The organism is Clostridium manihotivorum (genome assembly GCF_004015185.1).
Lineage (GTDB): Bacteria > Bacillota > Clostridia > Clostridiales > Clostridiaceae > Clostridium_AR > Clostridium_AR manihotivorum.
In genome coordinates this window covers 5,436,446-5,462,617 of the sequence record NZ_CP025746.1, presented here as the reverse complement: position 1 = coordinate 5,462,617, position 26,172 = coordinate 5,436,446, and the positions used below count along the sequence as shown (strand labels likewise).

21 protein-coding genes are annotated in these 26,172 nt (G+C 32.9%); 18 read left to right on the top strand and 3 right to left on the bottom strand.

The genetic code is table 11. The annotated features are described in order from the left end of the window. Positions 1 to 103: 103 nt before the first annotated feature. Entirely contained in the window at positions 104 to 1,300 is a 1,197-nt protein-coding gene (locus C1I91_RS24350) for a multidrug efflux MFS transporter (RefSeq protein WP_128215235.1), read from the top strand. 180 nt (positions 1,301 to 1,480) lie between these two features. Here the strand turns inward: C1I91_RS24350 and C1I91_RS24345 are convergent, their stop codons facing one another. After that, entirely contained in the window at positions 1,481 to 2,320 is an 840-nt protein-coding gene (locus tag C1I91_RS24345; RefSeq protein ID WP_128215234.1) for a TerC/Alx family metal homeostasis membrane protein, read from the bottom strand. 704 nt (positions 2,321 to 3,024) lie between these two features. On the opposite strand from C1I91_RS24345, the gene C1I91_RS24340 reads away from it, so the two are divergent. The 6 genes from C1I91_RS24340 to C1I91_RS24315 all read left to right on the top strand — a co-directional run bounded on the left by C1I91_RS24340 (position 3,025) and on the right by C1I91_RS24315 (position 11,200). Further along, positions 3,025 to 5,754 carry a sigma-54-dependent transcriptional regulator gene (locus C1I91_RS24340; protein ID WP_128215233.1) on the top strand — a complete coding sequence of 910 codons (2,730 nt, stop codon included), beginning with the start codon at positions 3,025 to 3,027 and terminating at the stop codon, positions 5,752 to 5,754. A 715-nt stretch (positions 5,755 to 6,469) separates the two neighbouring features. Then, positions 6,470 to 6,775: a PTS sugar transporter subunit IIB gene (locus C1I91_RS24335; RefSeq protein ID WP_128215232.1), complete on the top strand. Its 306-nt coding sequence runs from the start codon at positions 6,470 to 6,472 to the stop codon at positions 6,773 to 6,775. A 36-nt stretch (positions 6,776 to 6,811) separates the two neighbouring features. Beyond that, positions 6,812 to 8,122 carry a PTS cellobiose transporter subunit IIC gene (celB, locus tag C1I91_RS24330; RefSeq protein WP_128215231.1) on the top strand — a complete coding sequence of 437 codons (1,311 nt, stop codon included), beginning with the start codon at positions 6,812 to 6,814 and terminating at the stop codon, positions 8,120 to 8,122. 79 nt (positions 8,123 to 8,201) lie between these two features. Beyond that, positions 8,202 to 8,507, top strand: coding sequence for a PTS sugar transporter subunit IIA (locus C1I91_RS24325; RefSeq protein ID WP_128215230.1), 306 nt, complete (start codon positions 8,202 to 8,204; stop codon positions 8,505 to 8,507). 19 nt (positions 8,508 to 8,526) lie between these two features. Then, positions 8,527 to 9,915: a glycoside hydrolase family 1 protein gene (locus C1I91_RS24320; RefSeq protein ID WP_128215229.1), complete on the top strand. Its 1,389-nt coding sequence runs from the start codon at positions 8,527 to 8,529 to the stop codon at positions 9,913 to 9,915. Between the two features lie 334 nt (positions 9,916 to 10,249). Next, positions 10,250 to 11,200, top strand: a complete 951-nt coding sequence (locus C1I91_RS24315) for an ROK family protein (RefSeq protein WP_128215228.1) — start codon at positions 10,250 to 10,252, stop codon at positions 11,198 to 11,200. A 233-nt stretch (positions 11,201 to 11,433) separates the two neighbouring features. Here C1I91_RS24315 and C1I91_RS24310 read toward each other — a convergent pair whose 3' ends face one another. Then, a complete protein-coding gene (locus C1I91_RS24310) occupies positions 11,434 to 13,452 on the bottom strand; it encodes a glycosyltransferase family 39 protein (RefSeq protein ID WP_128215227.1) in 2,019 nt (672 codons plus the stop codon). Between the two features lie 476 nt (positions 13,453 to 13,928). Between C1I91_RS24310 and C1I91_RS24305 the strand changes: the two genes are divergently transcribed. The 7 genes from C1I91_RS24305 to C1I91_RS24280 all read left to right on the top strand — a co-directional run bounded on the left by C1I91_RS24305 (position 13,929) and on the right by C1I91_RS24280 (position 20,207). Then, on the top strand, positions 13,929 to 14,792 hold the full coding sequence (locus tag C1I91_RS24305; protein ID WP_128215226.1) for a YitT family protein: 864 nt from the start codon (positions 13,929 to 13,931) through the stop codon (positions 14,790 to 14,792). A gap of 731 nt (positions 14,793 to 15,523) precedes the next feature. Further along, positions 15,524 to 16,675 carry a radical SAM protein gene (locus tag C1I91_RS24300; protein WP_164880647.1) on the top strand — a complete coding sequence of 384 codons (1,152 nt, stop codon included), beginning with the start codon at positions 15,524 to 15,526 and terminating at the stop codon, positions 16,673 to 16,675. Next, positions 16,647 to 16,805 carry a hypothetical protein gene (locus C1I91_RS28420; RefSeq protein WP_160676062.1) on the top strand — a complete coding sequence of 53 codons (159 nt, stop codon included), beginning with the start codon at positions 16,647 to 16,649 and terminating at the stop codon, positions 16,803 to 16,805. Before C1I91_RS24300 ends, C1I91_RS28420 begins: the two co-directional genes overlap by 29 nt. Positions 16,806 to 16,879: 74 nt before the next feature. Beyond that, the gene (locus C1I91_RS24295) at positions 16,880 to 17,740 is read left to right on the top strand and encodes a hypothetical protein (protein WP_128215224.1); all 861 of its coding nucleotides are present in this window, start codon (positions 16,880 to 16,882) and stop codon (positions 17,738 to 17,740) included. Then, positions 17,737 to 18,003: a PqqD family protein gene (locus tag C1I91_RS24290; protein ID WP_128215223.1), complete on the top strand. Its 267-nt coding sequence runs from the start codon at positions 17,737 to 17,739 to the stop codon at positions 18,001 to 18,003. The genes C1I91_RS24295 and C1I91_RS24290 overlap by 4 nt, the downstream gene beginning before the upstream one ends. A gap of 45 nt (positions 18,004 to 18,048) precedes the next feature. Then, positions 18,049 to 18,501, top strand: a complete 453-nt coding sequence (locus tag C1I91_RS24285) for a S24/S26 family peptidase (protein ID WP_128215222.1) — start codon at positions 18,049 to 18,051, stop codon at positions 18,499 to 18,501. Positions 18,502 to 18,515: 14 nt separating this feature from the next. Further along, the gene (locus C1I91_RS24280) at positions 18,516 to 20,207 is read left to right on the top strand and encodes an ABC transporter ATP-binding protein (protein WP_128215221.1); all 1,692 of its coding nucleotides are present in this window, start codon (positions 18,516 to 18,518) and stop codon (positions 20,205 to 20,207) included. 117 nt (positions 20,208 to 20,324) lie between these two features. Here C1I91_RS24280 and C1I91_RS24275 read toward each other — a convergent pair whose 3' ends face one another. Next, positions 20,325 to 20,798, bottom strand: coding sequence for a GreA/GreB family elongation factor (locus C1I91_RS24275; protein WP_128215220.1), 474 nt, complete (start codon positions 20,796 to 20,798; stop codon positions 20,325 to 20,327). Between the two features lie 272 nt (positions 20,799 to 21,070). Here C1I91_RS24275 and C1I91_RS29240 point away from each other — a divergent pair, with 272 nt between their 5' ends. The 4 genes from C1I91_RS29240 (at position 21,071) to C1I91_RS24260 (ending at position 26,108) form a co-directional block, all read left to right on the top strand. Then, entirely contained in the window at positions 21,071 to 21,583 is a 513-nt protein-coding gene (locus C1I91_RS29240; protein WP_238475884.1) for an MCP four helix bundle domain-containing protein, read from the top strand. Next, on the top strand, positions 21,516 to 22,793 hold the full coding sequence (locus C1I91_RS24270) for a methyl-accepting chemotaxis protein (RefSeq protein ID WP_238475883.1): 1,278 nt from the start codon (positions 21,516 to 21,518) through the stop codon (positions 22,791 to 22,793). The genes C1I91_RS29240 and C1I91_RS24270 overlap by 68 nt, the downstream gene beginning before the upstream one ends. A gap of 404 nt (positions 22,794 to 23,197) precedes the next feature. Next, a complete protein-coding gene (gene licT, locus C1I91_RS24265) occupies positions 23,198 to 24,031 on the top strand; it encodes a BglG family transcription antiterminator LicT (protein WP_128215219.1) in 834 nt (277 codons plus the stop codon). 184 nt (positions 24,032 to 24,215) lie between these two features. Next, complete coding sequence (locus C1I91_RS24260) at positions 24,216 to 26,108, top strand: beta-glucoside-specific PTS transporter subunit IIABC (RefSeq protein ID WP_128215218.1); 1,893 nt, start codon at positions 24,216 to 24,218, stop codon at positions 26,106 to 26,108. Positions 26,109 to 26,172 lie beyond the last annotated feature (64 nt).

Genomic DNA, 26,172 nt, shown 5'->3' with positions numbered 1-26,172 from the left:
ATACTTCCCTAGTTTCTTTAGGAGAATTTGAATATATAAAGCTCAGTATGAAGTGGTGCATCCATAAGTTAAATCAACGAACAAAAGAAAGAAGGCTTTATTTATGAAACTGTGGAAAAGAAATCTAATAGTATGCTGGTTTGGGGTTTTTGTGACTAATATAGGAACCAGTCAGATTGCTCCAGTACTGCCTCTATTTATAAAGCACCTTGGAGTACATAACACAGAAATGATTGAGCAGTTCTCAGGATTTGCTTTTGGAATTAATTATATGCTCTTAGCAATTTTTTCTCCAATATGGGGGCACTTTGCAGATAAGGTTGGAAGAAAGCCAATGCTGCTTAGATCAAGTTTTGGAATGGCTATTGTCATATTTAGTATGGGGTTTGTACAAAATGTGTATCAGCTTATAGGACTTAGAATGCTGCAAGGAGTTATAGCTGGATACACTACAGCTTGCACAACTTTGATAGCTACTCAAACAGAGAAAGAACATGCAGGATGGGCCTTGGGGTCACTTGCTACAGCATCCATTGGAGGTTCATTACTTGGACCAATGATAGGTGGGTTTATTGAAGAAAACCTTGGTTTGAAAAATGTATTCTTTATAACAGGAACCTTAATGATGATCGCTTTTATTACAACACTATTATTTGTAAGGGAGAGCTTTAATAGAGAGGAGAAACTAGTTCTAACTGCTAAGGAAGTTTGGAGACTTGTTCCAGATACAGCTTTGCTTGGAGTGCTTTTTTTAACCTCTTTTATAATAACTTTAGCATTATATTCTATAGAGCCTATCATAACAGTGTACGTAACTCATCTGTCCTCAAGCAGTAAGCATGTGGCTCTTATTTCTGGAATGGCATTTTCAGCATCTGGGTTGGCAAGTATAGTTGCAGCTCCAAGACTTGGTAAGTTATCAGATAGAATAGGACCACAAAAGGTTATATTAGGAGCTTTATTGATTGCTGGAATAATATTTATTCCTCAAGCTTTTGTAAAAAGTTCTTGGCAGCTTATGTGTTTACGATTTGTATTGGGCTTAGCGACTGCAGGACTTATTCCTTCAGTTAATATATTGGTAAAAAGGGTTTCTCCAGATGAACTTACTGGAAGAATATTTGGCTTTAGCATGTCAGCTCAGTATATAGGAGTGTTTCTTGGATCTATTTTAGGGGGACAAATATCAGCTTTTTGGGGAATAAGATATGTATTTTTTATTACTAGCGCTTTATTATTTATAAATGCAGTTTTAGTTTATTCAACAGTTTATAAAAAGCTAAATAAAATTATGATTTAGCTCCGATAGCTCAAATTCAGCATAAAATAAATAAATTGCTATACTTATGTCTTTTTTACAAGATATAAGTATAGCAATAAGTGTTTTAAACTTTCGATGAATCTAAGAAGTTCTATTTTGATAAGTTTTAATATGATTTTTCATAAATATTAATGTAGGCTATAAAGTACTTTTGGATAACTAAGCTTCTATATTTTTAGAGGCTTTTTTCTTATTCATAAACATAGAGAATAATACGCTAAGTCCTAATATACCAACTATGATTAGTATTGAAGTCAATATAGAAATATGTATCTTGAAGGATAGGGCAAGCTTTAAGCCTGTGAATAATAGTACAAAACCTACTCCGTACTTTACATATTCAAAAGTACTTTGAAGCTTCTCAAGTAAGAAGTAAAGATTCCTAAGACCTAATATAGCAAGAATGTTTGAAGTATAAACTATAAATGGGTCTGTAGTTATAGCAAATATAGCTGGTATCGAATCAATAGCAAATAATATATCAGAACCTTCAATTAAAAATAGTATAGCAAATAATGGTGTTGCATGCATTACTTTGCCTATCTTCACAAAGAACTTTTCTCCGTGGAGTTCTTCAGTAACTGGTATGAATTTCTTTAGAAGTTTTATTAGTCTACTATCTTCAACAGATTCTTCTTTTTCTTTATTAGCAACTATTTTGTAGCCACTTATGATTAAAAGAAGTCCAAATACATACAATATCCATTGGAATTTACTTACTACAGCAACTCCTAACAATATAAATATAAGTCTTAGTATTATTGCACCTATGATTCCGTAGTTAAGCACTCTTTTTTGATATTCTCTCTTAATACCGAAACTAGAGAAAACTAAAAGAAATAAGAATAGGTTGTCCACACTAAGGCTAAGCTCAATCACATAGCCTCCTAGGAATTCAAGGGCCTTTGCTGAGCCTAAGTTCATCCATATGAAACCGTTAAATATTAGAGCTATTATGGTAATTAATAAAAAATTTCTAAGTGCTTTTTTTGTACTCATGTTAATCCTCCTAAAAGTTAAATATGTTGCTTAAACATTGAAAAGTCGATAAGACATTCATATTACTAGGTTCAGCTAAGGGGAAAATATACTTTCTTTTACAGTAAAAAAGACTCTGAAACAATGTGTATATACTATTGATATACACATTGTTTCAGAGTCTCACAATTTAAAGCAAAACCGGGATTTTCTCCGTAATGACGATTTTTGCTACTAAAATCTTAGTTTGTTACTCCCTCAGAACCATATTAAATAATATTTTATACTATATACTCCATATAAGCAAGGGTATATTGTATAATTTTTTATTGTTTAATAATCATTATGAAGGGTAAAACCTCATGAAGTATAAGGCAAAATTCATTATTTTTCGTAGAACGTTATATTTTAGATAAAGTTTTGGACAATTATGAATGATTTCTTTAAATTCATATACAAGAGTTCTTATACAATAACTTAATCAGTGTGAGAGCTTCAAGAATATAATAAGATGCTAATGTTAGATTATTGGTATAAATATCTAAAATAAAAGTATAGACAATATGTGGTTTATGTGTATAAAATAATTATACACATGAAATTTTAATATATAATTTTAGATAAAATAATGTTCCAAATGGATAAATAGATATATATTTGTTGAAATTCAAAAAGGTAACTCAGGAAAAAGTAATATCAAATCTAAGTTAAATGGGTGATATAATATGACAAAGTCGGAAGAAATGATATTTAACTATCTAAAAGATAGGTGCAATGAACAAATGAAAAAGGATAAGGATAAGCAAGCAGGCTGCACTACTAAGGAGATTGCAGAAGATTTGGATTTGCAGAGAACAAATGTAAGTGCAGTTTTAAATAAGCTCTGTGCTTCGGGAAAAGTTTATAAGATTAAAGGAAAGCCAACAATCTATGCCATAGCTTTATCTGAAGAGGGGGAACAGTCTATAAAGGCTGAGGGAAGTTTTGAGACGCTTATTGGAAAGCAAGGGAGCCTTAAAAAGTGTATACAGCAGGCAAAGGCTGCTATGCTTTATCCTCCAAATGGACTTCACACTCTTTTGCTTGGCCCTACTGGAGTCGGAAAGACCATGTTTGCAGAACTTATGTATAAATTTACTATAGAGCAGTCTATCATGCCTCACAATGCACCTTTTGTAGCTTTTAACTGTGCGGACTATGCTAACAACCCTCAACTTCTTTTATCACACCTTTTCGGTTCTAAAAAAGGATCCTTTACTGGAGCAGATAAAGATAGACAGGGGCTTGTGGATAAGGCAAATGGGGGGATTTTATTCTTAGATGAGATACATAGACTGCCTCCTGAAGGGCAAGAAATGCTTTTTATGCTTATAGATAAAGGTGTGTATACTCCTTTAGGAGATATAGACAATAAGAAAAATAGCAAGGTACTTATAATTTGTGCAACTACTGAGGATGTTGACAGTACTTTATTAGCTACCTTTACTAGAAGAATTCCAATTACAATAAATGTTCCAGCCTTAAAGGAAAGAACCTTGGAAGAGCGCTTTGAACTTATTTGTGAGTTCTTCAAGACTGAATCCATAAGGATAGGAAAAGAGATAACCGTGTCTACTGACACCATAAGAGCGTTATTACTTTACAACTGTAGCGGTAATATAGGACAGTTAAAGAGTGATATTCAGCTAGGCTGCGCTAATGCCTTCTTAAAGTTCGTGTCTAAAGGCCGTAAGAGCATAGCAGTACATAGTACAGATTTTTCAAGCAATGTAAGACAAGGCTTGGTTATGTATAAGCAGTATTCACAAAGGGTGGATGAGATTATCAAGGATGACACCAAGCTTAGTTTCAACTTTAAAGGTACTAAGCTGCATGTGGATTCTAATAATGGCGTGTTGCCTGATAACTTTTATGACAGCATTGAAAAGAGAATTCAAGAGTTAAAGGATCGTGGTGTTGAGGAAGCTGATATTAATTTCATAATGTCCTTTGACATAAAGAATTACTTTAATAAGTACATAGGAAAGTTTGAGCAAGAGGTTAATAAAGAAGAGCTTTCTAAAATAGTTGATAAAAACATTATTACTATAGTAGAGAATTTTCTAAAGACTGCCTCTGAACAGTTAAAGAGAATATTCCCTACAAAAGTATTTTACGGCTTATGCCTTCATATAAGTTCTAGCATTGAGAGAATAATGCATCAGAAAAATATAGTAAATCATAATTTAACTGAAATAATACAAAAACATGGTGAAGAATATGGATTAGCTTTGATAATAGCTAATAAATTAGAAGAGGAATTTGATATAAAAATACCTGCAGATGAAGTTGGATTTATAGCTATGTTTTTATGCATAGATGATCTAGATGAAGAGTCAGAAGGGAGTAAGCCAATAGTTGTTGTTGCAATGCATGGTAGAAGTACAGCATCTTCTATGGTAGAGGTTGCAAATAAACTGGTTGGAGGCAACAATGTATATGCTTATGATATGAATCTTGATAAAAAGCCTAAGATAGCTTATCAAGAACTAAAGGAGCTTATTATTGAAAATCATCAAGGAGCAGGAGTTATTCTTCTTGTGGATATGGGGTCCTTAGGAATGTTTGGGGAGTTGATAACTGAGGAAACAGGCATAGAGATAAGAGTAATAGATATGGTATCTACATTGTTAGTTATTGAATGCTCAAGAAAAGCGCAAACCAACAATAATATTCATCAGATATGGGAAGAGGTGCAACATTCTATAAGTTTTCTAAGCAACTACAGCACAAGCTTAACTCAGAATTATATACCAAGCAAGGATAATATAATAATAACCAACTGTATTACTGGAGAAGGCAGTGCAGTGAAACTAAAGAACATGATTGAAGAAAGAGTGAATCTAAGTGATAAGGATATACAGGTTATTGCAATATCAGCCAACGATAAAAAGGAGATGTACAACACAATAAATGTTTTATCAAAAGGAAAGAAGATAATTGCAATAGTAGGAACAGTAAATCCTAATATTTACGATATACCATTTATTCCTACTTCAGAATTATTCTTTGATAGCAATTATACTAGAATAAAAGATATAGTCAAAAGAATAAAGACACCAGACGATATCTATAAGGAAATCTTCGAAAGCTTAGAAAAAGAGATAACAGAAATAAATATAATGGAGTTTAAGCCGCTATGTATAGAACTAATAGATGAAATAAGAAGAACTATAACTGTAGATATGGATATTTATAAGGTCTCAGGGTTTATACTGCATTTAGCATGTGCTGTTGTAAGACTTATAAATAATGAGAAAGCTTCTGTATGTACCAGAAGAGAAGAAATAAAGAGTACCTATGGTAAGGAATACGACAATCTCAAAAAGTCACTACTTCCTATAGAGAGGTATTATAATATAGAGTTTTCTCCAGATGAGTTATGTTATATTATTATGATTATTTTTAGTATATAAATAATGAGGTGTTTTTTAAAAAATATATAAATAAAATTGTTTTAATATAGAAGAGGTAAAAAAGAATACCGCTGGTACATAGAAAACTCTTATGAAAAGAAAAGCTGTGCATAATAAGGAAGTCAATCTCCTTATATGCACGGCTTTTTCACTTTATAGGAATTGTGAATGGAATTAAGCCTTTACAGAGCATGATGAAAAAACGTATTTTTAGTAGGAAAATATGAAATAGACCTAGGAATCTTCAAAAAAATAAGAGACTAAATATGAAACTAATAGAACGAGATAATCAGATATGTATAAATTAAATATACAAAATAGAAATGTGTATAAAAATAGCCGTATTTTATTATAGCTTATCAGTATATGTGTATAAAAAAGCATTATACAGATAAATATTTAAGGATATGTGTATAGAAAAAGTATGAAGTGTATAAAAAAAATCTTTTTATAGGTTAAATGATAGCTATTATCCTAGGATTTTTTATTATGAGTATAAAAAAATCACTAATTAATAAAAATAAATGAAATGGCTTAAATAGAGACTTATAAAGCAATATTTATGTAAAGGATTTAAATAAATAACTATAGATTATAAAAATATATTATAATTTATACCAGCTTATAAAAAGTTGGCACAGGTATTGCTATATAAATAAGCGTAAGAAATAAAAAATAAAAAATTTAAATAAATTAATTTTTAGGAGGCATTATTATGAATATTTTATTAGCATGTGCATCAGGAATGTCAACAAGCTTAGTAGTAAAGAAAATGGAAGAAGCAGCAAGTCAGCAAGGTATAGACTGTAAAATCTGGGCAGTTTCTCAAGATGTAGTTGAGGAAGAAATGAAAAAAGCAGATGTTTTATTAATAGGACCTCAAATGAGATTCTTAAAAGCAAAGTTAGAACCAAAGGCTAATGAAGTTGGTATAAAGGTAGATGTTATAAAGCCTATGGATTATGGCAGATGTGATGGCAAAGCAATTTTAGCAACAGCAATTTCTATGATTTCAAAATAACAAAAATATACAAGAGAAAGAAGAGGTACTAAATTTATGGATAAAATAATGGCTTTTCTTGAAAAATACTTAATGCCTATAGCGGATAAGCTTAACAATAACAAATACTTAGCGGCTTTAAGAGAAGGTTTCATGCTAAGTTTACCGCTAATAATATTTGGATCAATATTCGTTGTTATTTCAAACCTACCATATTTAGATAAATTACTAGGTGCAGCTGGACTAACTGAATTAAAGAATTTATTAGGTGCAGCATCAAACTCCACTATGTCAATAATGACGTTGTTCGTTGTATTTGGTATTGGATATAGTTTAAGTAAACAATATAAAGTAGAAGCAGTATATGGTGCTGCAGTAGCTGTAGCAGCCTTCATCATACTAACTCCTACAGTAGTGCAATATGGAAAGACATCAAAAGATGTAGTTGACGGAGTTATAGCATTAGATAGACTTGGTGCTAAGGGAATGTTCGTTGGAATAATAGCATCATTCATATCAGTTGAAATATACAGATTAGTAATACAAAAAAATTGGACAATCAAGATGCCAGCTGGTGTTCCAGATGCGGTTTCAAGATCATTTAGCTCACTTATACCAGCATTTATAACTTTAACTTGCTTCTTATTAATAAGAATAGCATTTACATTTACTCCTTGGGGTAATATACATGACTTTGTTTATAAGATAATACAAGCACCACTTATGACTTTAGGATCAGGGTTAACTGCTAGCTTAATTGCAATATTCTTTATACAATTATTCTGGTTCTTCGGATTACATGGACAGATAATAGTTAACTCAGTTTTAGACCCAATTTGGAGAACATTATCCCTTGAAAACTACCAAGCATTCCAAGCAGGATCAAAGCTTCCTCACATTGTAAATAAGCAATTCATGGATACTTTCACAGTTGGTATGGGTGGTACAGGTATGACTCTAGCAGTAATAATAGGAATAATTATATTCGCTAAGAGTAAGCAGTTAAAAGAATTAAGTAAATTAGCAGGACCAGCAGGTATATTTAACGTAAATGAACCAGTAATATTTGGTTTACCAATAGTTCTAAACCCAATGATATTAATACCTTGGATTGTAGCACCAATGGTTGTAACAGCATTCACTTATATAGTTATGTCAATAGGTATAGTGCCAGCACCAATAGGAGTAGACGTACCATGGACAGTTCCAATATTCTTCAGTGGAACTCTTGCAACAGGATCAATTAAAGGTGGAATATTACAACTTGTTAACTTAGCTATAGTATTCATAATATGGACACCATTCATATTAATGATGGACAAAAAGTACCATAAGGACGAATTAGAAGCTGAAGGTATTAACGCATAGTAGAAAGAGTAGTAAGATAATCGCAGAAATATACGTAATACATAAATTTATTAATATATGATAACGGAGGCAATCAATTATGGAAGATATAAATAGCATAGCATTTGAATTAATATTATACGCAGGAAATGGAAGATCTTGTGCCATGGAAGCTATACAAGAAGCTAAAAAGGGAGACCTTGAAAGAGCTGAAGAACTTCTTAAGGAAGCTACTACAGAACTAGGTAAAGCTCATGGATTCCAAACTAAGCTTATCCAAGGTGAAGCAAATGGAGAATCAAACCCTGTAAACATACTACTAATTCATGCGCAAGATCACTTAATGACAGCAATGACTGTTAGAGATCTAGCAACAGAAATAGTTGAACTTTACAGAGTAAGATAACACCTTAGGAGGACTAAAGATGACGGTTAAATATAAGTTTCCAGAAGGTTTTTGGTGGGGAAGTGCAGCTTCAGCAACTCAAATGGAAGGTGCAGCTAAAGAGGACGGAAAAGGGTTAAACATATGGGATTACTGGTATGAAAAAGAGCCTACTAGGTTCTTTGATGGAGTAGGACCAGAGGTGACTTCAGACTTTTATCATCAATATAAAGAAGATATAAAGTTAATGAAAGAAATAGGACATAACTCCTTTAGGTTCTCTATTTCCTGGGCTAGACTTATTCCTGGTGGAATAGGACAAGTAAATAAAAAGGCTGTAGAGTTCTATAATAATGTAATAAATGAATTACTTTCAAATGAGATAGAGCCATTTATAAACCTATTCCACTTTGATATGCCTTTAGAACTTCAACAAAAGGGTGGCTGGGAAAGCAGAGAAGTAGTTGATGCTTATGCAGAATACTCAAAGATATGTTTTGAGCTCTTTGGTGATAGAGTTAAGAGATGGTTTACCTTTAATGAACCAGTAGTACCTGTAGAGGGCGGATACCTATATGATTTCCACTATCCTAACGTGGTAGACTTTAATAGAGCAGTACAAGTTGCTTATGGAACAATGATTGCAAATGCTAAGGCTATTAAAGAATTCAAAGCTTTACAGCTTGAGGATGCAAAAATAGGAATAGTACTAAACTTGACTCCTTCTTATCCAAGAAGCAGTAATCCTGCTGACTTAAAGGCAGCTAACATAGTAGATTTATTCTTTAATAGAAGCTTCCTAGATCCAGCTGTAAGGGGAGAATATCCATCAGAACTAGTTGAGATAATCAAAAGAGAAGGACTAGTGCCTGAAATGTTAGAAGGAGATAAGCAATTACTAAAAGAAAACACTATAGATTTCTTAGGAGTAAATTATTATCAACCTAGAAGAGTAAAGGCAAAAGAATGTATGCCAAACCCTGCAGCACCACTTATGCCTGACAATTTCTTTGATTATTATGAGATGCCAGGTAGAAAGATGAATGTTTACAGAGGCTGGGAGATTTATGAGAAGGGAATATATGATATAGCCATAAATCTAAAAGAGAATTATGGAAATATAGAATGGTATATTTCAGAAAACGGCATGGGTGTACAAGATGAAGAAAGATTTATAGTTGATGGAAGAGTAGAAGATAACTATAGAATAGACTTTGTTAAAGATCACTTAACTTGGCTTCATAAGTCTATAGAAGAAGGCTGTAACGTAAAGGGTTATCATATGTGGACTTTTATAGATAACTGGTCATGGAGCAATGCCTATAAGAACAGATACGGATTTATCCAATTAGATTTAAAAACTCAAAAGAGAGTTATTAAAAAGAGCGGATATTGGATAAAACAAGTATCAGAAAATAACGGATTCTAAAGTGTATGTAAGACTTTCGCTAGGTTAATAGCGGAAGTCTTATATTCCTATTAAGGAGAAAATAAAATTTTTTCCTAACTAAATCTAGTGATATCAAGTCTTTAAAATAACTAGTTAGGGTAAACAGTAAAAAAAGTTAAGCCGCCTGCCAGAATTTCTAAATATATATTTAGAAAAAGCAGATGGGCAAAAAAGCTCAGTGAAGAAGGCCGCTTCAGCAACTTTTTATTTAAAAAAGTTTGGAGCCTGCATAATAACTATATATTTATATAATTTTATAAATATATAATCATATATTTTGGAAAGATTACATTTAATAAGGAGTAATAGTATTATGGAAAAGAATTATATAGTAGCTATAGATTTAGGTGGAACTAAGATTGCCTGCGCTCTTACAGATTTAGAGGGAAACATAATAAAGGAGAATACTGTTCCTACCGATGCCCATGAAGGTGAGATAAAGGTATTGGAAAGAATAGTTTCAATAATAGAAAAAACTTTAGAGGATAGTAAAAAAAGTGCTTCTGAGGTTAAAGCAATAGGAATCGGATCACCAGGACCATTAGATGCAAATAAAGGTGTTATTTTAGACACGCCTAATTTACCTTTTAAGCATGTAGAAATCGTTAAATATATCGAAAATAAGTTTAATATAAAAACTTATCTAGAAAACGATGCAAATGCAGCAACTATCGGAGAATATTTATTTGGTTCCGGTAAAGGTACAAAAAATATGGTATATATAACTGTAAGCACAGGAATTGGTGCCGGAGCTATAATTGATGGTAAGATCTATAGAGGAGCTACTTGCAATGCATTAGAAATTGGACATACTTCTATTTTACCAGATGGACCTAAGTGTAACTGTGGCAATTATGGATGTTTAGAAGTGCTAGCATCTGGAACAGCTATTGCAAGAGAAGCTAATAAGGCCTTACAGGAAGGTGCAGAAAGTTCTTTAAGAAATTACGAGAAGGTTACCTCCTATGAAGTTTTTAAGGAAGCTGAAGCTGGGGATAAATTAGCTTGCGAGGTTGTAGATAACGCATTAAAATACCTTGGAGTAGGTGTGGCAAATGCAATAACTGCCTTTGATCCTGAAAAAGTTGTAATTGGAGGCGGAGTTTCTATGGTTGGCGATGTGTTATTTAATAAAGTTAGACAAGTAGTAAAAGAGAGATGCTTTAAGGTTTTGAGTGATAACTGTGAAGTTGTTCCAGCATCCTTGAAGACTAAAGCTGGAATAATAGGGGCTGCAGCAGTTGCCATTATTGAAAGTAGATAGAAATTATTATTTCAAACTTTTGGATAGATAAACCTAGTGCTTTCAAGACTTTAGAACTGCTAGTTAGGGGTGGGCAGTAAAAGAAGATACCTTAATCGCCTACCAGAATTTCTTCACATACATTCAGAAAAGGCAGATGCGCAAAAAACAGTTACTGAAGAAAGGTTTGCTTCAGTAACTGTTTTAATTCTTTAGCAAATTATAAGTAGCCGTTTGGCATAACTTAAATACAACTATCTCGAAGCAAGTTTACTCAAATCATATAGTTGGTTTTGGTCTCCAGTTGCTCCATTAAAGCTTCGATTATTAGTTTTGGAATTTGACGATGATGAATTATTCCATTGATTATCTGGTACAAGTTTTCCGTTGGTCTTTATCCAGTTCATAATGTCATTATTAGTGCTTCTCATACGTCCGTTATTTGATACAATAGCATATCTTAACTTACCTGAAGCTACGAAGTCCTTAAATTGTTTAAGAGAAAGTATTTTATCACCTCCACTGTACCCACCTATAGTCATTATTGGTTCTCCTGTCTTTAATATTAAATCTGAAGCATAGGTATTTGCAGAAGGTACTGCCACAAGGTATTGCTCATTTCCTTTGTTAGTTTCTAAGAACTGAACTAACTTTTTTATATTATTGAAGTCAGTGCTTCTACTGCGGGTTTTAGATACTATTTCAAGGCCAGCATAAGGGCTTGATCCGTTTAATGGATAAAATAGTGTAGTAAATGACCATATTAATGGAGCAGTAAGTGTACCTACAAAAGCGATGATTATGACTAATTTGCTTAATGGTGCATATTCATTTGAAGTTGAGGCGACTTTTCCAGCAGCCAGAACAGCAAGTACTATTGAGCATCCTATACATAATATAGCTGTTTCTATACCAGTGAATTTATAACCATCTGATTTAGAGAAGTTTGGATATAAGATTATTACTTCAATAATTCCATTTAGCATAAAGGCTACTGGAAGAAACCACCTTTTCCAACTGCTTTCTTTAAATAGCTTCATCATAGCTTCAAGACCTATTCCAGTTAATGCAGCAATAGGAGGAGCCATAGTAGTCAAATAGTATGAGTGAGTAACATTTCTAGAAAAACTAAAATATGCAAACTCTGTAAGTAGCCAAGCAAACCAGAATATAAGGGATAGTTTTCTAGGATTATCAAATGGATATCTTAGCTTTTCTCTTACTGATGCGGCTATAAAGCCTATTATTGCAAAAGGAAGCAGCCAGGATATCTGATCTGATAGGTTGTCATAATGAAATAACCTTGTTATACCAGTCTTTGAAATAGTGTTCATTGCATTTTGATTTATTGTTGGTGTAGTGTCAGCTTTTTCATTGGTAGTGAATAGAGTTAAGTTTTTTTCTGATTTTGTACTGTTTTTAGATATAGGGTTTTTGTCTTTAGGAGCTGTTTTTTTCTGTGGCGTCTTATTAAGTATATTGTTAAGGCCTACTCTTTCTAATCCATTATGACCTATGATAAGCTGAGTAACGGTATTGTTGGTACTGCTTCCTACAAAAGGTCTATCTGTAGAAGGTATTAAGTCAACTATTACGGCCCAGGAAAAAGACACTACCAGTAGAACAGCTGATCCTAAAAAAAGATGTTTAAGTTTTTTCTTATAAGTAAGTTTAGATGAAAGAAAATATGTTATATAAATAGCTGGAGCGATTAAATAAGCTTCAACCATTTTTATATTAAAACCTATGCCTAAGATTATTAGGCATAAGATAAGATATTTAAGTTTGCCTTCTTCAGCTGCCTTAAAAAGAGGATAGCAGCATATAAGCAGAGCTAACACAAGTAAGTTATCTATAGTATTGTTTCTACTAGCCGCTACGAAAATCGGTGTAATGGAAAGACATAATCCTGAAATAAGTGCTGGTATAGCACCAAAGTTTCTCTTAACTAAGCGATATACAATAAAAACTGACAGAACACCAGCAATAGCTTGAGGAAGAATAACACTAAAGCCGCTAAAACCAAATATCTTAGCAGATATAGCCTGCAACCAAAAACCAACAGGTGGTTTATCAATGCTTACAAAGCCAGATGGATCAAAGGATACAAAAAAGAAGTTTTTAAAGCTTTGCAGCATACTTTTAACACCTGCGGAGTAATAAGTGTTAGCATATCCTTCGATGCTTAAATTGGCAAGGCTTAGTATTGCTGAAAGGACTAATAGTGCTGTTAAGCAGATGGTTTCCCAATTCAGTCGGAATTTTTTATTCAAGGTAAAAACCTCCTTATGTTTATAAATATAAACTTATTGATTTTCCAGATTTAAGTTTTGCTTTGTTGAATGTTTCTTTAAATTACTTTATGTATAAATCAAATTTAGAAATTAATTATTAATCATTATGTGCTTCAAGGAGCCTGTGCAAATAATTATATATAGAGTTTTGATATAACAGAATTAAGATATATTATATTGAAACTATATAAATATTAAAACTGAAAAGTGGCAATTATGTGTTTAATTTGTAAATAATATGTGAATCTGATGTTAAAGCAAGTTATGAGCTTGCATTATACAAATTAGAGTAGTCAGAGTAACCTGCTTAAATGGATATATATAAAGGTTTAGGCTGTTACTTTAATATTTTAGAAACTATTATAATGTTAAAGTGTCTTTGAAGTGTAGTATAATTTAGAGAGTAGTTTATATTTGAAATAATAAGGTTATAAGTTTTAAGGAGAAAATGTTATATGCTCAAGAAATATTATGGACTTTTAAAAAATATAGCATTGATTTTGCTAGGTAATACTATATATGCCTTGGCGGTTACTATCTTTATACTTCCGAGCGGCTTAATTACAGGTGGAACTACTGGATTAGCTTTACTTTTTTATCATCAGCTAGGAGTTCCGATTACTATTTTTGTCTCGATTTTTAATATAAGTATGTTTATCTTAGGAGCATTAGTATTAGGAAAAAAGTTTGCTCTTACTACGCTTATAAGTACTTTTTATTATCCCTTAATTCTAGGTGTTTTTCAAAAGATACCTTCTTTACAGGGAATAACTTCAGATCATTTACTCTCAACCATATACGCAGGTATCATGATAGGATTTAGTATTGGTATAGTAATAAAAGCTGGAGCTTCTACAGGAGGTATGGACATACCACCACTTGTGTTAAATAAGAAGTTTGGCTTTCCTGTTTCTGTAGTTATGTATGGTTTGGATTTTACTATTTTATTATCACAAATGCTATTTGCCAATAAGGAGCAAGTGCTTTATGGAATGTTATTAGTTCTAATCTACACTGTAGTATTAGACAAAATACTTCTGCTTGGACAGTCTAGAACTCAGGTTAAGATTGTTAGCGAAAAATATGAGGAGATTAATCAAATGATTATAAAACATCTGGATAGAGGCTCTACTCTAATTCATGCTGAAACAGGCTATTGCCATAATAATAACTTAGTTGTATTAACTGTTATATCCAATAGAGAACTTCCAAAGCTTAATGAAATGGTGTTATCCATTGATCCTAAGGCCTTTATGATAATCAATAGGGTTAATGAAGTAAAGGGAAGAGGATTTACTATGGATAAGATTTATAAATAGAAGTGCTAAAAACAGCTTACTCAGTAAAATGAAGTAGGCTGTTTTTATTTTTGGCTCTGTTAAAGTACTTTGTTTAAATTAAGTGCTCAGTCATCCGATGCTTAAATGAGCTTGCGCAAAGAATTAATATGATTTTGTCATATTCCACCGATGTATCACTTCATAATGATTTTATATTTTCAAAATCTCTGCTCAGAAACCAGCAGAGATTTGAAAATAGTTTAATGATTGAAGTGATACATCTTTGGCTAAAACTGTAAACTCACTACGTTCGAACAGTACAGTTTTACTCTTTATTTAACCATTCACTCTTTATAAATCTTATGTATATTAAGAATGCTATTAAGATAAAGAGTAAAAAGAGAGAATATGTCGCCTGCCAGAATTTCTTCACATACGTTCAGAAAAGGCAGATGCGCAAAAAATCCCTAATGAAGAACGTATTAGTGATTTTTAAAGCCATTCCATCTGAAAAAATCATTTAATTCTAGTAGCTCGCTCATATAGCATCTCCTTCATGACCACTTAATTTAAACAATACCATTAAACATAGCTAAGTTTTTTGATATCTATTGTGTAAATTTGAAAGAGGTAGTGTCAAAAAAGTAGTTAGCGCTTAGGATAGCATAAACAAGAAATATGGACAAGTTATTTACATAATATGGAATAAGATGTATAATAATGGTAAAATATCGAAGGATATATATTCTATTGTGTATGGAGGGGATTTGATGACAGAATTAACATGGGGAAGATTAGGTAGAAAGCTGTATGATTCTGCTAAGTTAAGCCGTGTGCCAATATCCGGTCAGTTTGAATTGACCGCAAGATGTAATCTCCATTGTAAGATGTGCTACGTATGTAAATACGCAAGTGATAAGGAAGCTATGAGTAAGGAGCGAACCGCAGAAGAGTGGCTAGCCTTAGCTAGAGAGGCTAAAGAAGCAGGAATGCTGTACCTTCTTCTTACTGGTGGAGAAGTATTTTTGCGTAATGATTTTATGTTTATATATTCTGAACTTGTAAAGATGGGATTCCATATAGAGATATATACAAATGCAACAATGATTACACCTGAGATTGCAAAAGCTTTAGGCCGCATACCTCCTTCTAAGGTAGGAATAACTATTTACGGAGCATCCTATGAAACCTATGAAAGGGTATGTGGCAACGGTAATGGGTTCAATTTAGCTCTTAGAGGTATAGATCTTTTACTGGCAGAAGGCATCACAGTATGGTTAAAGACAACCATAGTGAAAGGAAACGTAGAGGATTTTTATGATATAGCTAAGATTGCAGAAGAACGTGGGATAGAACTAGGAATGATAAGCTATATTTCTCCACGTAGAGAAGGATGTGGTACCTTTCCAGAAGCAGAGAGACTATCGCCATTGGAATTAGTTAAGTTTAGAGAAGCTGCAGGTAAATACCTTGAAAGCAAAAGTGGACAAGCTAATAACACCGTTGACGAAAATGGCATAGAGGAGAAGGAGATACAAGAAATTGATGAAGAGATAAAAGAGAAAGAGGCAACATCAAGTAAAGATGCGTTTAATTGTATTGCTGGAAAATGTGCCTTTTGGATAACCTGGGATGGTAGAATGACTCCTTGTGCTCTTATGGATGAGCCATATAGTTACCCTTTTGAACAAGGATTTAATAGTGCATGGGTTGATGTACAAAAAGGCTGTGCCTCAATACCTAGTTGCTATGAATGTCAGCGATGTGAACATAAGGATATATGTATGCCTTGCCCAGCAAGGCTTAAGATTGAAACAGGATTTTATGATAAAGCAGCTCCTTATCTATGTGAGCTTATGAGAGAAAGCTATGCTGGAAAGGAGGTGATTACAAGTGAAGAAGTATGTGAAACCAACCTTTGAAGCAGTTGAATTGAGACTAGAAGAAAGAATAGCTAGATGCTATAACCAACCTAAGCCAAAAAAATCTCATGGAGGTCCAAATTGTGGAGACCATCCTGGAAGAAGAGAACATTGTCCTTCTGGAAGCTAGGTTGAAATAAACTATAAGTCTGTCTTTAGCAAGGCAAGACTTATAGTTTTCTTAAAAAACAAGGAGAAGTTATTATGCAGAAAATAAGTATAGCTGACTTAAAGATTGAGATAGATAGCAACAAAACTCTACAATTAGAGAAGTTTAAACCTTTTGAATGCTTGGACAAGCAAAAGCCGCAGATTATTGTTAAGGTTTCCGCTTCTGAATATATTCCTAAGCCAAGCGGAAAAGTAGTTTTAGATGAAAAAATAGTTTGGGTAAAGAATGAAGACGGAGAACAAGATACATCTGTATATATATGTAGGAAAGAGCCAGACGATATTGCTTACTTACTAAGTACAAATGAACAGTGGAGTAAAGCAAATATATGTTACAAGCAGCCAGAGTTTGATGGTGAATCTGCTGCTACGGGTCCATTAGGTGAGATTTTATTTCGCAACAGACTTTTGTTTAACCAGGGGCTAGTAGTTCATGCATCAGCAGTGGAATATGACGGCAAAGGTATTATTTTTTCTGCTCCTTCAGAAACAGGGAAAACTACTCAGGCTAAACTTTGGTGTGAAAAAATGGGGGCAGAGCTGATAAATAATGATAGGCCTGCTATTAGGATTATAGATAATAAACCATACATATATGGTACACCATGGAGCGGTGAACCTTCAGAATGTAATAACAACAGTGCATCACTTTCAGCAATTATCATGCTTGAGCAAGCATCTAAAAATTATATAGTTAAGCTCAGTACGGAAGAGGCAGTAACAAGACTTATGCCAAGGTGCTTTTTGCCCTATTACGATAGAGATCTTATGAATATTGCAATGAATAATTTAGAAAATTTGTTGAGGCTTGTACCAGTATATTTACTTAAATGTAAGCCAGACCTAGAAGCTGTTGATTTAGTATACAAGACCATATGGAGGGATAATAAATGAAGATTAAAGAGGGATTTATGTTAAGAGAGATTGTGGATACTTGGGTAGTAGTGCCACTGGGAGAGAGGGTAGTTGAGTTTAACGGGATAATGACTTTAAGTGAAACCGGAGCACTGCTTTGGAAGGAAATAGAGAAAGGAAAGGATATAGATTCTTTAGTAGTGTCAATAACTTCTGAATATGAAATAGACGAAGAAACAGCCTTAAAAGACACACTAGAATTTGTATCAAAAATTGAAAGTCATGGCTTATTAGTTCAATAGATATAGGTTGTTGAGCCAAAGTTAATAATATGGAGTGTAGTACCTATGCAGAAGTTCAAAGCTATAAAGTCAGAAGTTTTATTTCCAGTTATAAGGGGAATATTGGATGAGGGAAGAAGTGCTAGGATTACAGTAACTGGCATGAGCATGTATCCTTTCCTGCGGGAGAATATTGACAGTGTTGAGCTGTCAAATACTAATCCTAAAACCATAAAAAAAGGTGATATAGTCATGGTGCTTAGAGACACAAATGAGTATGTTATGCATAGAGTTATAAAGGTAGAAGAAGGCTGTTTTTATATGGTAGGTGATGCTCAGGAAGATATAGAAGGGCCGCTTAGATTCAATCAGGTTTTTGCAAAAGTAAATGCTATATGGAGGCAGGATAAAAGAATAGATGTAGAAAATTCAGTTTTGAAATTTATGTCTAGAATATGGCTGGTTTTACGACCTTTCAGGATTGATATAATTAAAGGTTATAGAGCTTTGCGCAGATAAGTGAGGAATATACTTTGAAAGAAATTCTAATAAAAGTAAGTTGGCTAAAAGAACACACAAAGGGGTTTGTCTTAGTTCTAACATTGCCTCTGATTCTTGAGGTTATACTGTCGGTTTCCAGTGTAGCTATGGCTATTATATCTAAGAATTTAATTGATGCTGCGGAGAATAAGGATAAAGCTTTGCTTATTACTTATGTTGGGCTTTTTATTGGCAGCATAATTATACAATTAGTCTTAGATGGAATCTTGTTATATATTAGAACTCATAATACGGAGTTGATTTCCAATAAGTTGAGAGAAAATCTTCTTATGAGAGTTAATGAAAAGCAATGGGGTAAACTATCAAGATATCATAGTGGAGATATATCCACAAGGATGACAAGTGATATAGGAAACATTACAAGTATCTTGGTAAATACAATTCCGGATATTGTATCTTTAGCAGCTTCTCTTATTGCCTCCTTTTTTGCGTTGTTACTACTAAAGCCTTCTCTTGCAATGATAGCCTTTATATTAGGTCCTATTTCGCTAATTCTTAGCAGGCTATATGCTAGAAAACTAAAGAAGTTTAATGCAAACATACAAAATTCTGAAAGTAGCTGCCGATCTTTTTTGCAGGAAGCTATACAAAACATAACTATAATTAAAACTTTTTGTCTTGAACAATTTATTAATGGAGAGTTTAAAAAGCTCCAGGATAAGAAATATAGATTTGTAATGGGACGGGGGAGAATGACCATAGTATCAAACTCTGCTCTTTCTATAAGCTATTGGGTAGGATATGCTATTGCATTTGCATGGGGAGCTGTTGGAATATTCAATGGATCAGAAACCTTTGGAGCTCTTACTGCTTTTATACAACTTATAAATAAGGTACAAGGACCATTTACAGGACTAGCTTATTCTCTGCCTCAATTAATATCTTCTAGCACATCGATTGAAAGAATAATGGAGCTTGAGAATCTAGAAAAGGAAATAAAATTAGATGAAATTGCTGATTTTACTAGTGTAGGCATTAGATTTGAAAACGTAAGCTTTTTTTACGAAGAAAACAAATATATAGTAAATGATGCGTCTTTGCAGATAGAAGAGGGAGAGACTGTTGCTCTTATAGGACCTTCTGGTAAAGGGAAAACTACTCTTATAAGGCTAATTATGGGGCTGTTAAAACCTAATAGTGGAACTATTTATGTAGGTGATAAAGAGAAAGAATTTCAAATATGCGCATCAACCCGCAAGTTGATTTCATATGTTCCTCAGGGAAATACATTGTTTTCAGGAACAATTATAGAGAACATTAGGATGGGATGTGAGGAAGCCTCAAAGGATGAGGTTATTGAAGCTTTGAGATCAGCTTGCGCTTGGGATTTTATTAAGGATCTTAAAAATGGCATATACACCACAATAGGTGAAAGGGGAATAGGTCTTTCTGAAGGACAGGCACAAAGAATCGCTATTGCTAGGGCTATTATTCATAAGACTCCCATATTATTATTAGATGAGGCTACTTCAGCCTTGGATGCTCAAACAGAAATACAGGTGCTTAATAATATTCAGAACCTTGACTATAAACCAACCTGTATAATAATTACCCATAGAAATACCGCACTTAAGATATGCGATAGAGTAATAACGTTGGAGACAGAGGGAATCGTGGAGATAGGCAATCTTAACTATCAAGCCTCTAATGAGGAGACTGGTTAAAGTTGATATACTACAAAGTATACTAACTTTAACCAGTCAAATTTTTACCTGTGGTTATGACTAATTAAGTAGAACTTTGATGTGTAAAAACTAGTTATTTCTATAAAAATATTTAATCTAGACGTTAGATAAAACTTCTAGAACTTCAACGGTATAGTTTTCACCGGGAGCAGCTACCTCTACAACAGCTCCAGCTTTTTTTCCAGATAGAGCTTTTCCTAAGTCTGATTCTATGCTTATCATCATATTGTCAGGATCTAAGTCCATGGTGGTAACCAAGGTTATAACTGTCTCAAAGTCATCTTCTACAAATCTCACCTTTGCTTTGCTGTTAATACCTAATACTGATTTATCTAATTCTTCATCGTCTATTACAGTTGCTGTTGAAAGCATGGTCATTAAATATTGGATTCGGTTATCATTTTCTCTATAGTTAGCGCAGGCTTCTTTATATTCTGCGTTTTCTGATCTATCTCCATGAGCAGCAGCTTCCAACTTTTCTCGCGCTATCTCAGCTCTTTTTACAGTCATTCTATATTCTAACTCATCTCTTAATTTTTTTACATTTTCTGCAGTAAGTGTGTTGTGCATAAAAAAATAACCTCCTAAGAAAAAACTTATATTAGTATTATATAACAGATATATTTTTTACGCATCTGCCTTTTCTAAACTAACATTAGTAAGGTATTTACAATTAATTATTTATATTCGCAGAGTTTAATAACAGTTAATTATAGATAAGAATCATTTTCAATAGATTCGTTAAAGTAAAGAAATTAACACACGACAATTAATTATAAGTAATGCGTTTAAGAACTTAATTAGTAAAAAAATATTTATGATTAACAAAGGAGGATTAAGGGTTGAAATGGCTTAATAACTTAAAGGTGGGTAAAAAATTATTATTGCTTATAGTGGTTTCTTTAGTGGCATTATTGGCAGTGGCTTCAACTGGGTATTATTATTTATTAGATTCTAAGAAGGCTCTAGATATTATGTACAATGAAAGATTGATGTCTAGTGAGTGGTTAAATGAGGCTAGGATTGATGCTGGTTCGGTTTCAACAGATATTTTTAAGCTTATGATAAATACTGATGAAACCGTCAATAAAGCTTTGCTTAGTGATATAACTACTAAGGCTGAAAGCTTTAACGGATACATAAAAAAATATCAAAGCATAAGATTAGATTCCTTTGAAACTAGTAAGATGAAAGAAGTAGAGGAAAATCTAGCAAAATACAGAGAAGGTAGAAAAGTTGTATTGGATTTAGCTGCTCAAAATAAGAATGCAGAAGCTTATGAATATTATGAAAAAAAATGTAGATACCTATGCAAAAGCCTTTCTAAGCGAGTTGGTGGAACTTGGAAATCATAGTGCTGAGTTTGCAAAACAGATTAATAGTGATAATGCTACAAAGTTCAAAACTGCAGAGATGATTTTCTTTAGTATGATCATTATAGCAACAGCATTAATATTAATCTTGGGTTGGCTTATATCAAAGCGTATTACTAAAAGGTTGTATGACTTTGTAAACTTTATGGGAATATTAGCAAAAGGTGATTTTTCAACTGCTGTAAGTGATGCAAGCCTTAAAGATAAGAGCGAATTTGGACTTGTATCAAATTCTGTAGAGGAAATGAGAATTAGTATTAATGAGCTGATTAAAGAGTTAAATGCTACAATAGAACATTTGGTTTCTTCCTCAGAGGAATTAACTGCAAGTGCTGAACAATCAGCTGAGGCATCAAATTCAGTTGCCAATGCAGTAACAACAATGGCTGGTGGTTCAGAGGATCAGTTATCGTTTGCCAATAATACTACTAAGGTAGTAGAAAATATAGCAGATAAAGTAGGTGAAGTGTCTAAAAACACTAAATTGGTTTTAAATCTCACTGATAATGCTAAAACCTCAGCAAATTCCGGTGAAATCGCTGTTGAAAAGGCTGTTAATCAAATGGATATTATTGAGAAAAAGACTAAACAAGCCTCAGAAATCATAAGTGAATTAGAGGAAAAATCAATAGAAATAGGTAAGATTATAGATACTATTAACAGCATATCTGAACAGACTAATTTACTGGCATTAAATGCTGCAATAGAATCAGCAAGAGCAGGGGAAGCAGGAAAAGGATTTAGTGTAGTAGCTGATGAAATCAGAAAATTAGCTGAGCAGTCTCAAAGTTCTACTAAAGAGATTTCAGATATAATCAGTAATGTTCAAAGCAAAACTAATAGTGCAGTGTCTGTTATGAATGAGAACTCTGAAGAAGTAAATACCGGAGCTAAGGTTGTTACTATTGCTGGCGAAAGCTTTAGAGAAATACTTAAAATGATAAGAGACATATCAGAACAAATAAATAAGATATCCAAAGCTATTAGTGACATAGATGCTGGAACAAAGGCATCAGTAGATTCCGTTAATAATATTCAAAATATAAGTGTAAAGATAGCAGATGAAGCTCAAACCATATCTGCAGCAACAGAAGAGCAATTAGCTTCAGTTGAAGAAATTGCTTCATCTAGTAAGGTTCTAGCTCAGATGTCTGAAGACTTGAAAGTTACTATGAATAAATTTAAAGTTTAATTAATAGTATAATGGCATATATAGATTACACCAATCTATATATGCCATTTTTTACTGTCTAGACTAGTATAAAACTTTTTCATAGCTAAATCTAGTAAATTCAAGTGTTTATAACAACTATTTAGGGTAAATAGTAGAAAAGAGATATTATTCGCCTACCAGATTTTCCTCATATACATTCGGAAAGGCAGATGTACAAAAAATGTTTTCATAAAGGTATTGACTATTATAGATGAAGTGGATATAATAAAAACATAAATTAAACGCTTACATACATTGTGAGGATTGTTACTGACAAGATCAGGCGAGACCTTAATTAATGAGAAGAGAAACAATATCTCTTTTGATTAATTGAGGTTTTTTCATATTTATAAATAAATAAGCAAGGTGGTGAGGGGATAAGAATGATAATAAAAAAGATATTTAACAATAATGCTATTTTAGCTAGAGATCTGGACAATAATGAAGTTGTTGTTATGGGAAGTGGAATTGGATTCAAAAAGAGTGTTGGAGAAACAATAGAAGAGAAACTAGTTGAGAAAACCTTTATACTAAAACAAAAAGATGCTTCTGAAAAATTTAAATTATTATTAGAACATATTCCTTCTGAGCATATAACACTTTGTGGTGACATAATAGATTATGCAAAAAATATGCTTGAGGTTGAGTTAAATGATTACATATATGTCACTTTGACAGATCACATAAGCAATGTACTTAAGTTATTTGATGAAGGCTTCACTAATCCTAACCCGCTAATTTGGGAGATTAAAAAGTTTTATCCTAAAGAATTTAAGGTGGCACTAAAAGCCTTAGATTCAATTGAAGAAGCAACAGGAAAAAGGCTGCCTGAAGATGAAGCGGCTAATATAACTCTTCATTTAATAAATGCACAGTTTAAAAGTGCTTCGAATAAGGTAGAAGATGTTGCTAAGCAAACCAAAATGGTTCAGGATATATTAAATATAGTTAAATACACCTTTAATATAGCCTTAGATGAAAAGTCTATAAGTTATGAGAGGTTCGTTACTCACTTAAGATTCTTCTTTCAACGTTTAAACAAGAAGCAAGAATTAGAGGATACTAAAGAGGATGACTTTTTGCTAAAGCAGGTAAAAGCAAAATATAAAGAGGCATATGAATGTATGCTTAAGGTTGAGAAATACTTAGAAGTAGCTTTATCTGATGAAGAGCAGTTATACTTAACTATTCATATTCAGAGGGTAACTCAAAGATAATTTTATATGGAACTTTGGATTGTTACTGGTAATGCAGGCGAGACCAAATAGATGGTATGAAGGATTATACTATTTATATGGTCTCGCCTTTTTTATATAAAAGAAATAGTTTAAAGGTAAAGCCTAGTGATTTATTTTTTACAGAATTATTTACAATAATTAAAACTAAAAGGAGAGGTAAGATATGAAGTACGAAAGTTTAGCAAAAGACATTATTAAAAATGTTGGTGGTAAAGAAAACGTAAATAGTTTAACTCATTGCGTAACCCGTTTACGTTTTAAGTTAAAAGATGAGAATAAAGCAAATACAGAAGGTCTAAAGAATATGGATGGAGTTGTAACTGTTGTTCAAAGCGGTGGGCAGTATCAAGTAGTTATTGGCAACCATGTACCAGAGGTATACGCAGATGTAGTATCAGTTGGTGGCTTTAGTACAGCGTCAGAAGATAGTAGTTCTGAAGAGAAGCTTAGTCCTTTCAATAAGTTTATAGACATAATATCAGGAGTATTTGCTCCAACCCTTGGAGTACTTGCAGCTACTGGTATGATAAAAGGCTTTAATTCCTTATTTGTTGCATTAGGGTTATATGGAGATAAGTCAGGAACCTATGCTATATTGAATGCCATAGGCGATAGTTTATTCTACTTCTTTCCGATATTCTTAGGATATACAGCATCAAAGAAGTTTAAGGGAAATAACTTCATAGGAATGGCCATAGGTGCTGCACTTGTTTATCCTAAGATATTAGCATTAACCACAGCACAGCCACTATATACTTTATTTAATGGAACAATGATTCAATCTAATGTTAATATAACTTTCTTAGGTATTCCGGTAATACTTATGGATTACTCATCAAGCGTTATTCCTATAGTCTTGGCAGCTTATGTTGGTGCTAAGATAGAGAGTGGATTTAAAAAGATAATACCAGATGTTGTAAAGACTTTCTTAGTTCCTTTCTGTACACTTTTGGTTACAGTTCCTCTAACCTTTATAGTTATAGGGCCAGTTGCAACTTGGGCAGGTAAATTAATCGGAACAGCTACACTAGCAATAATCAATTTAAGCCCTGTCTTAGCTGGTTTATTCATAGGTGGTTTCTGGCAAGTATTTGTTATGTTTGGTCTACATTGGGGATTAATTCCTATAGCTATAAATAATATGGTAACTATGCATTATGATACAGTTTTATCTGCAGCGATAGGAGCTTCCTTTGCTCAAACAGGAGTAGTACTAGCGATATTATTAAAGACAAAGAACAAAAAGTTAAAATCACTTTCAATACCAGCATTTATTTCAGGTATATTTGGTGTTACAGAACCAGCAATCTACGGAATCACATTACCACGCAAAAAGCCATTTATCTTAAGTTGTATAGCAGCAGCAGTAGGTGGAGCAATAGCTGAATTTATGGGAACTAAAGGTTTTATAATGGGAGGTTTAGGTGTGTTTGCACTTCCTAGTTATATAAATCCTCAAGGAATGGATAAAGGTTTTTATGGTGCCATAATAGCAGTAGTTGTGAGCTTTGTTCTAGGGTTCATATTGATGATGGTAGCTGGTTTTAAAGATGAAGAAAGTAAAACAGAAGAAGTAAAAAAAGAAAGTAATGAGCTTATAAGACAAGAAGTAGTAATAAGTCCATTAAAGGGAGAGGTAAAGCCTTTATCAGAAGTAAAGGATGAAGCTTTTTCAAAGGGAGTACTTGGCAAAGGAATAGCGATTGAACCAAAGGAAGGAAAAGTAGTATCACCAGTTGAAGGAATAGTAACAATGTTATTTCCAACAAAGCATGCAATAGGTATCACAAGTAAGAATGGTGCAGAGATTTTAATTCATGTAGGGATGGATACAGTTCAATTAGAAGGAAAATATTTCACTTCAAAGGTACAACAAGGAGATAGCATAAAGATAGGACAGGAATTATTGGAATTTGACATAGACGCGATAAAAAAAGAGGGCTTCTCTTTAATAACACCAGTTATAATAACTAATTCAGATAGATATTTGGATATTATCGAGACTGATAAAAAGTCTATTAATTATAAAGAAGATCTATTAACTGTGATGATCTAATTAATTAAGTATTAGTAAATTTAATAAAATATTTTAAGCAAAGCATAAACTTTAATTTTCTAAT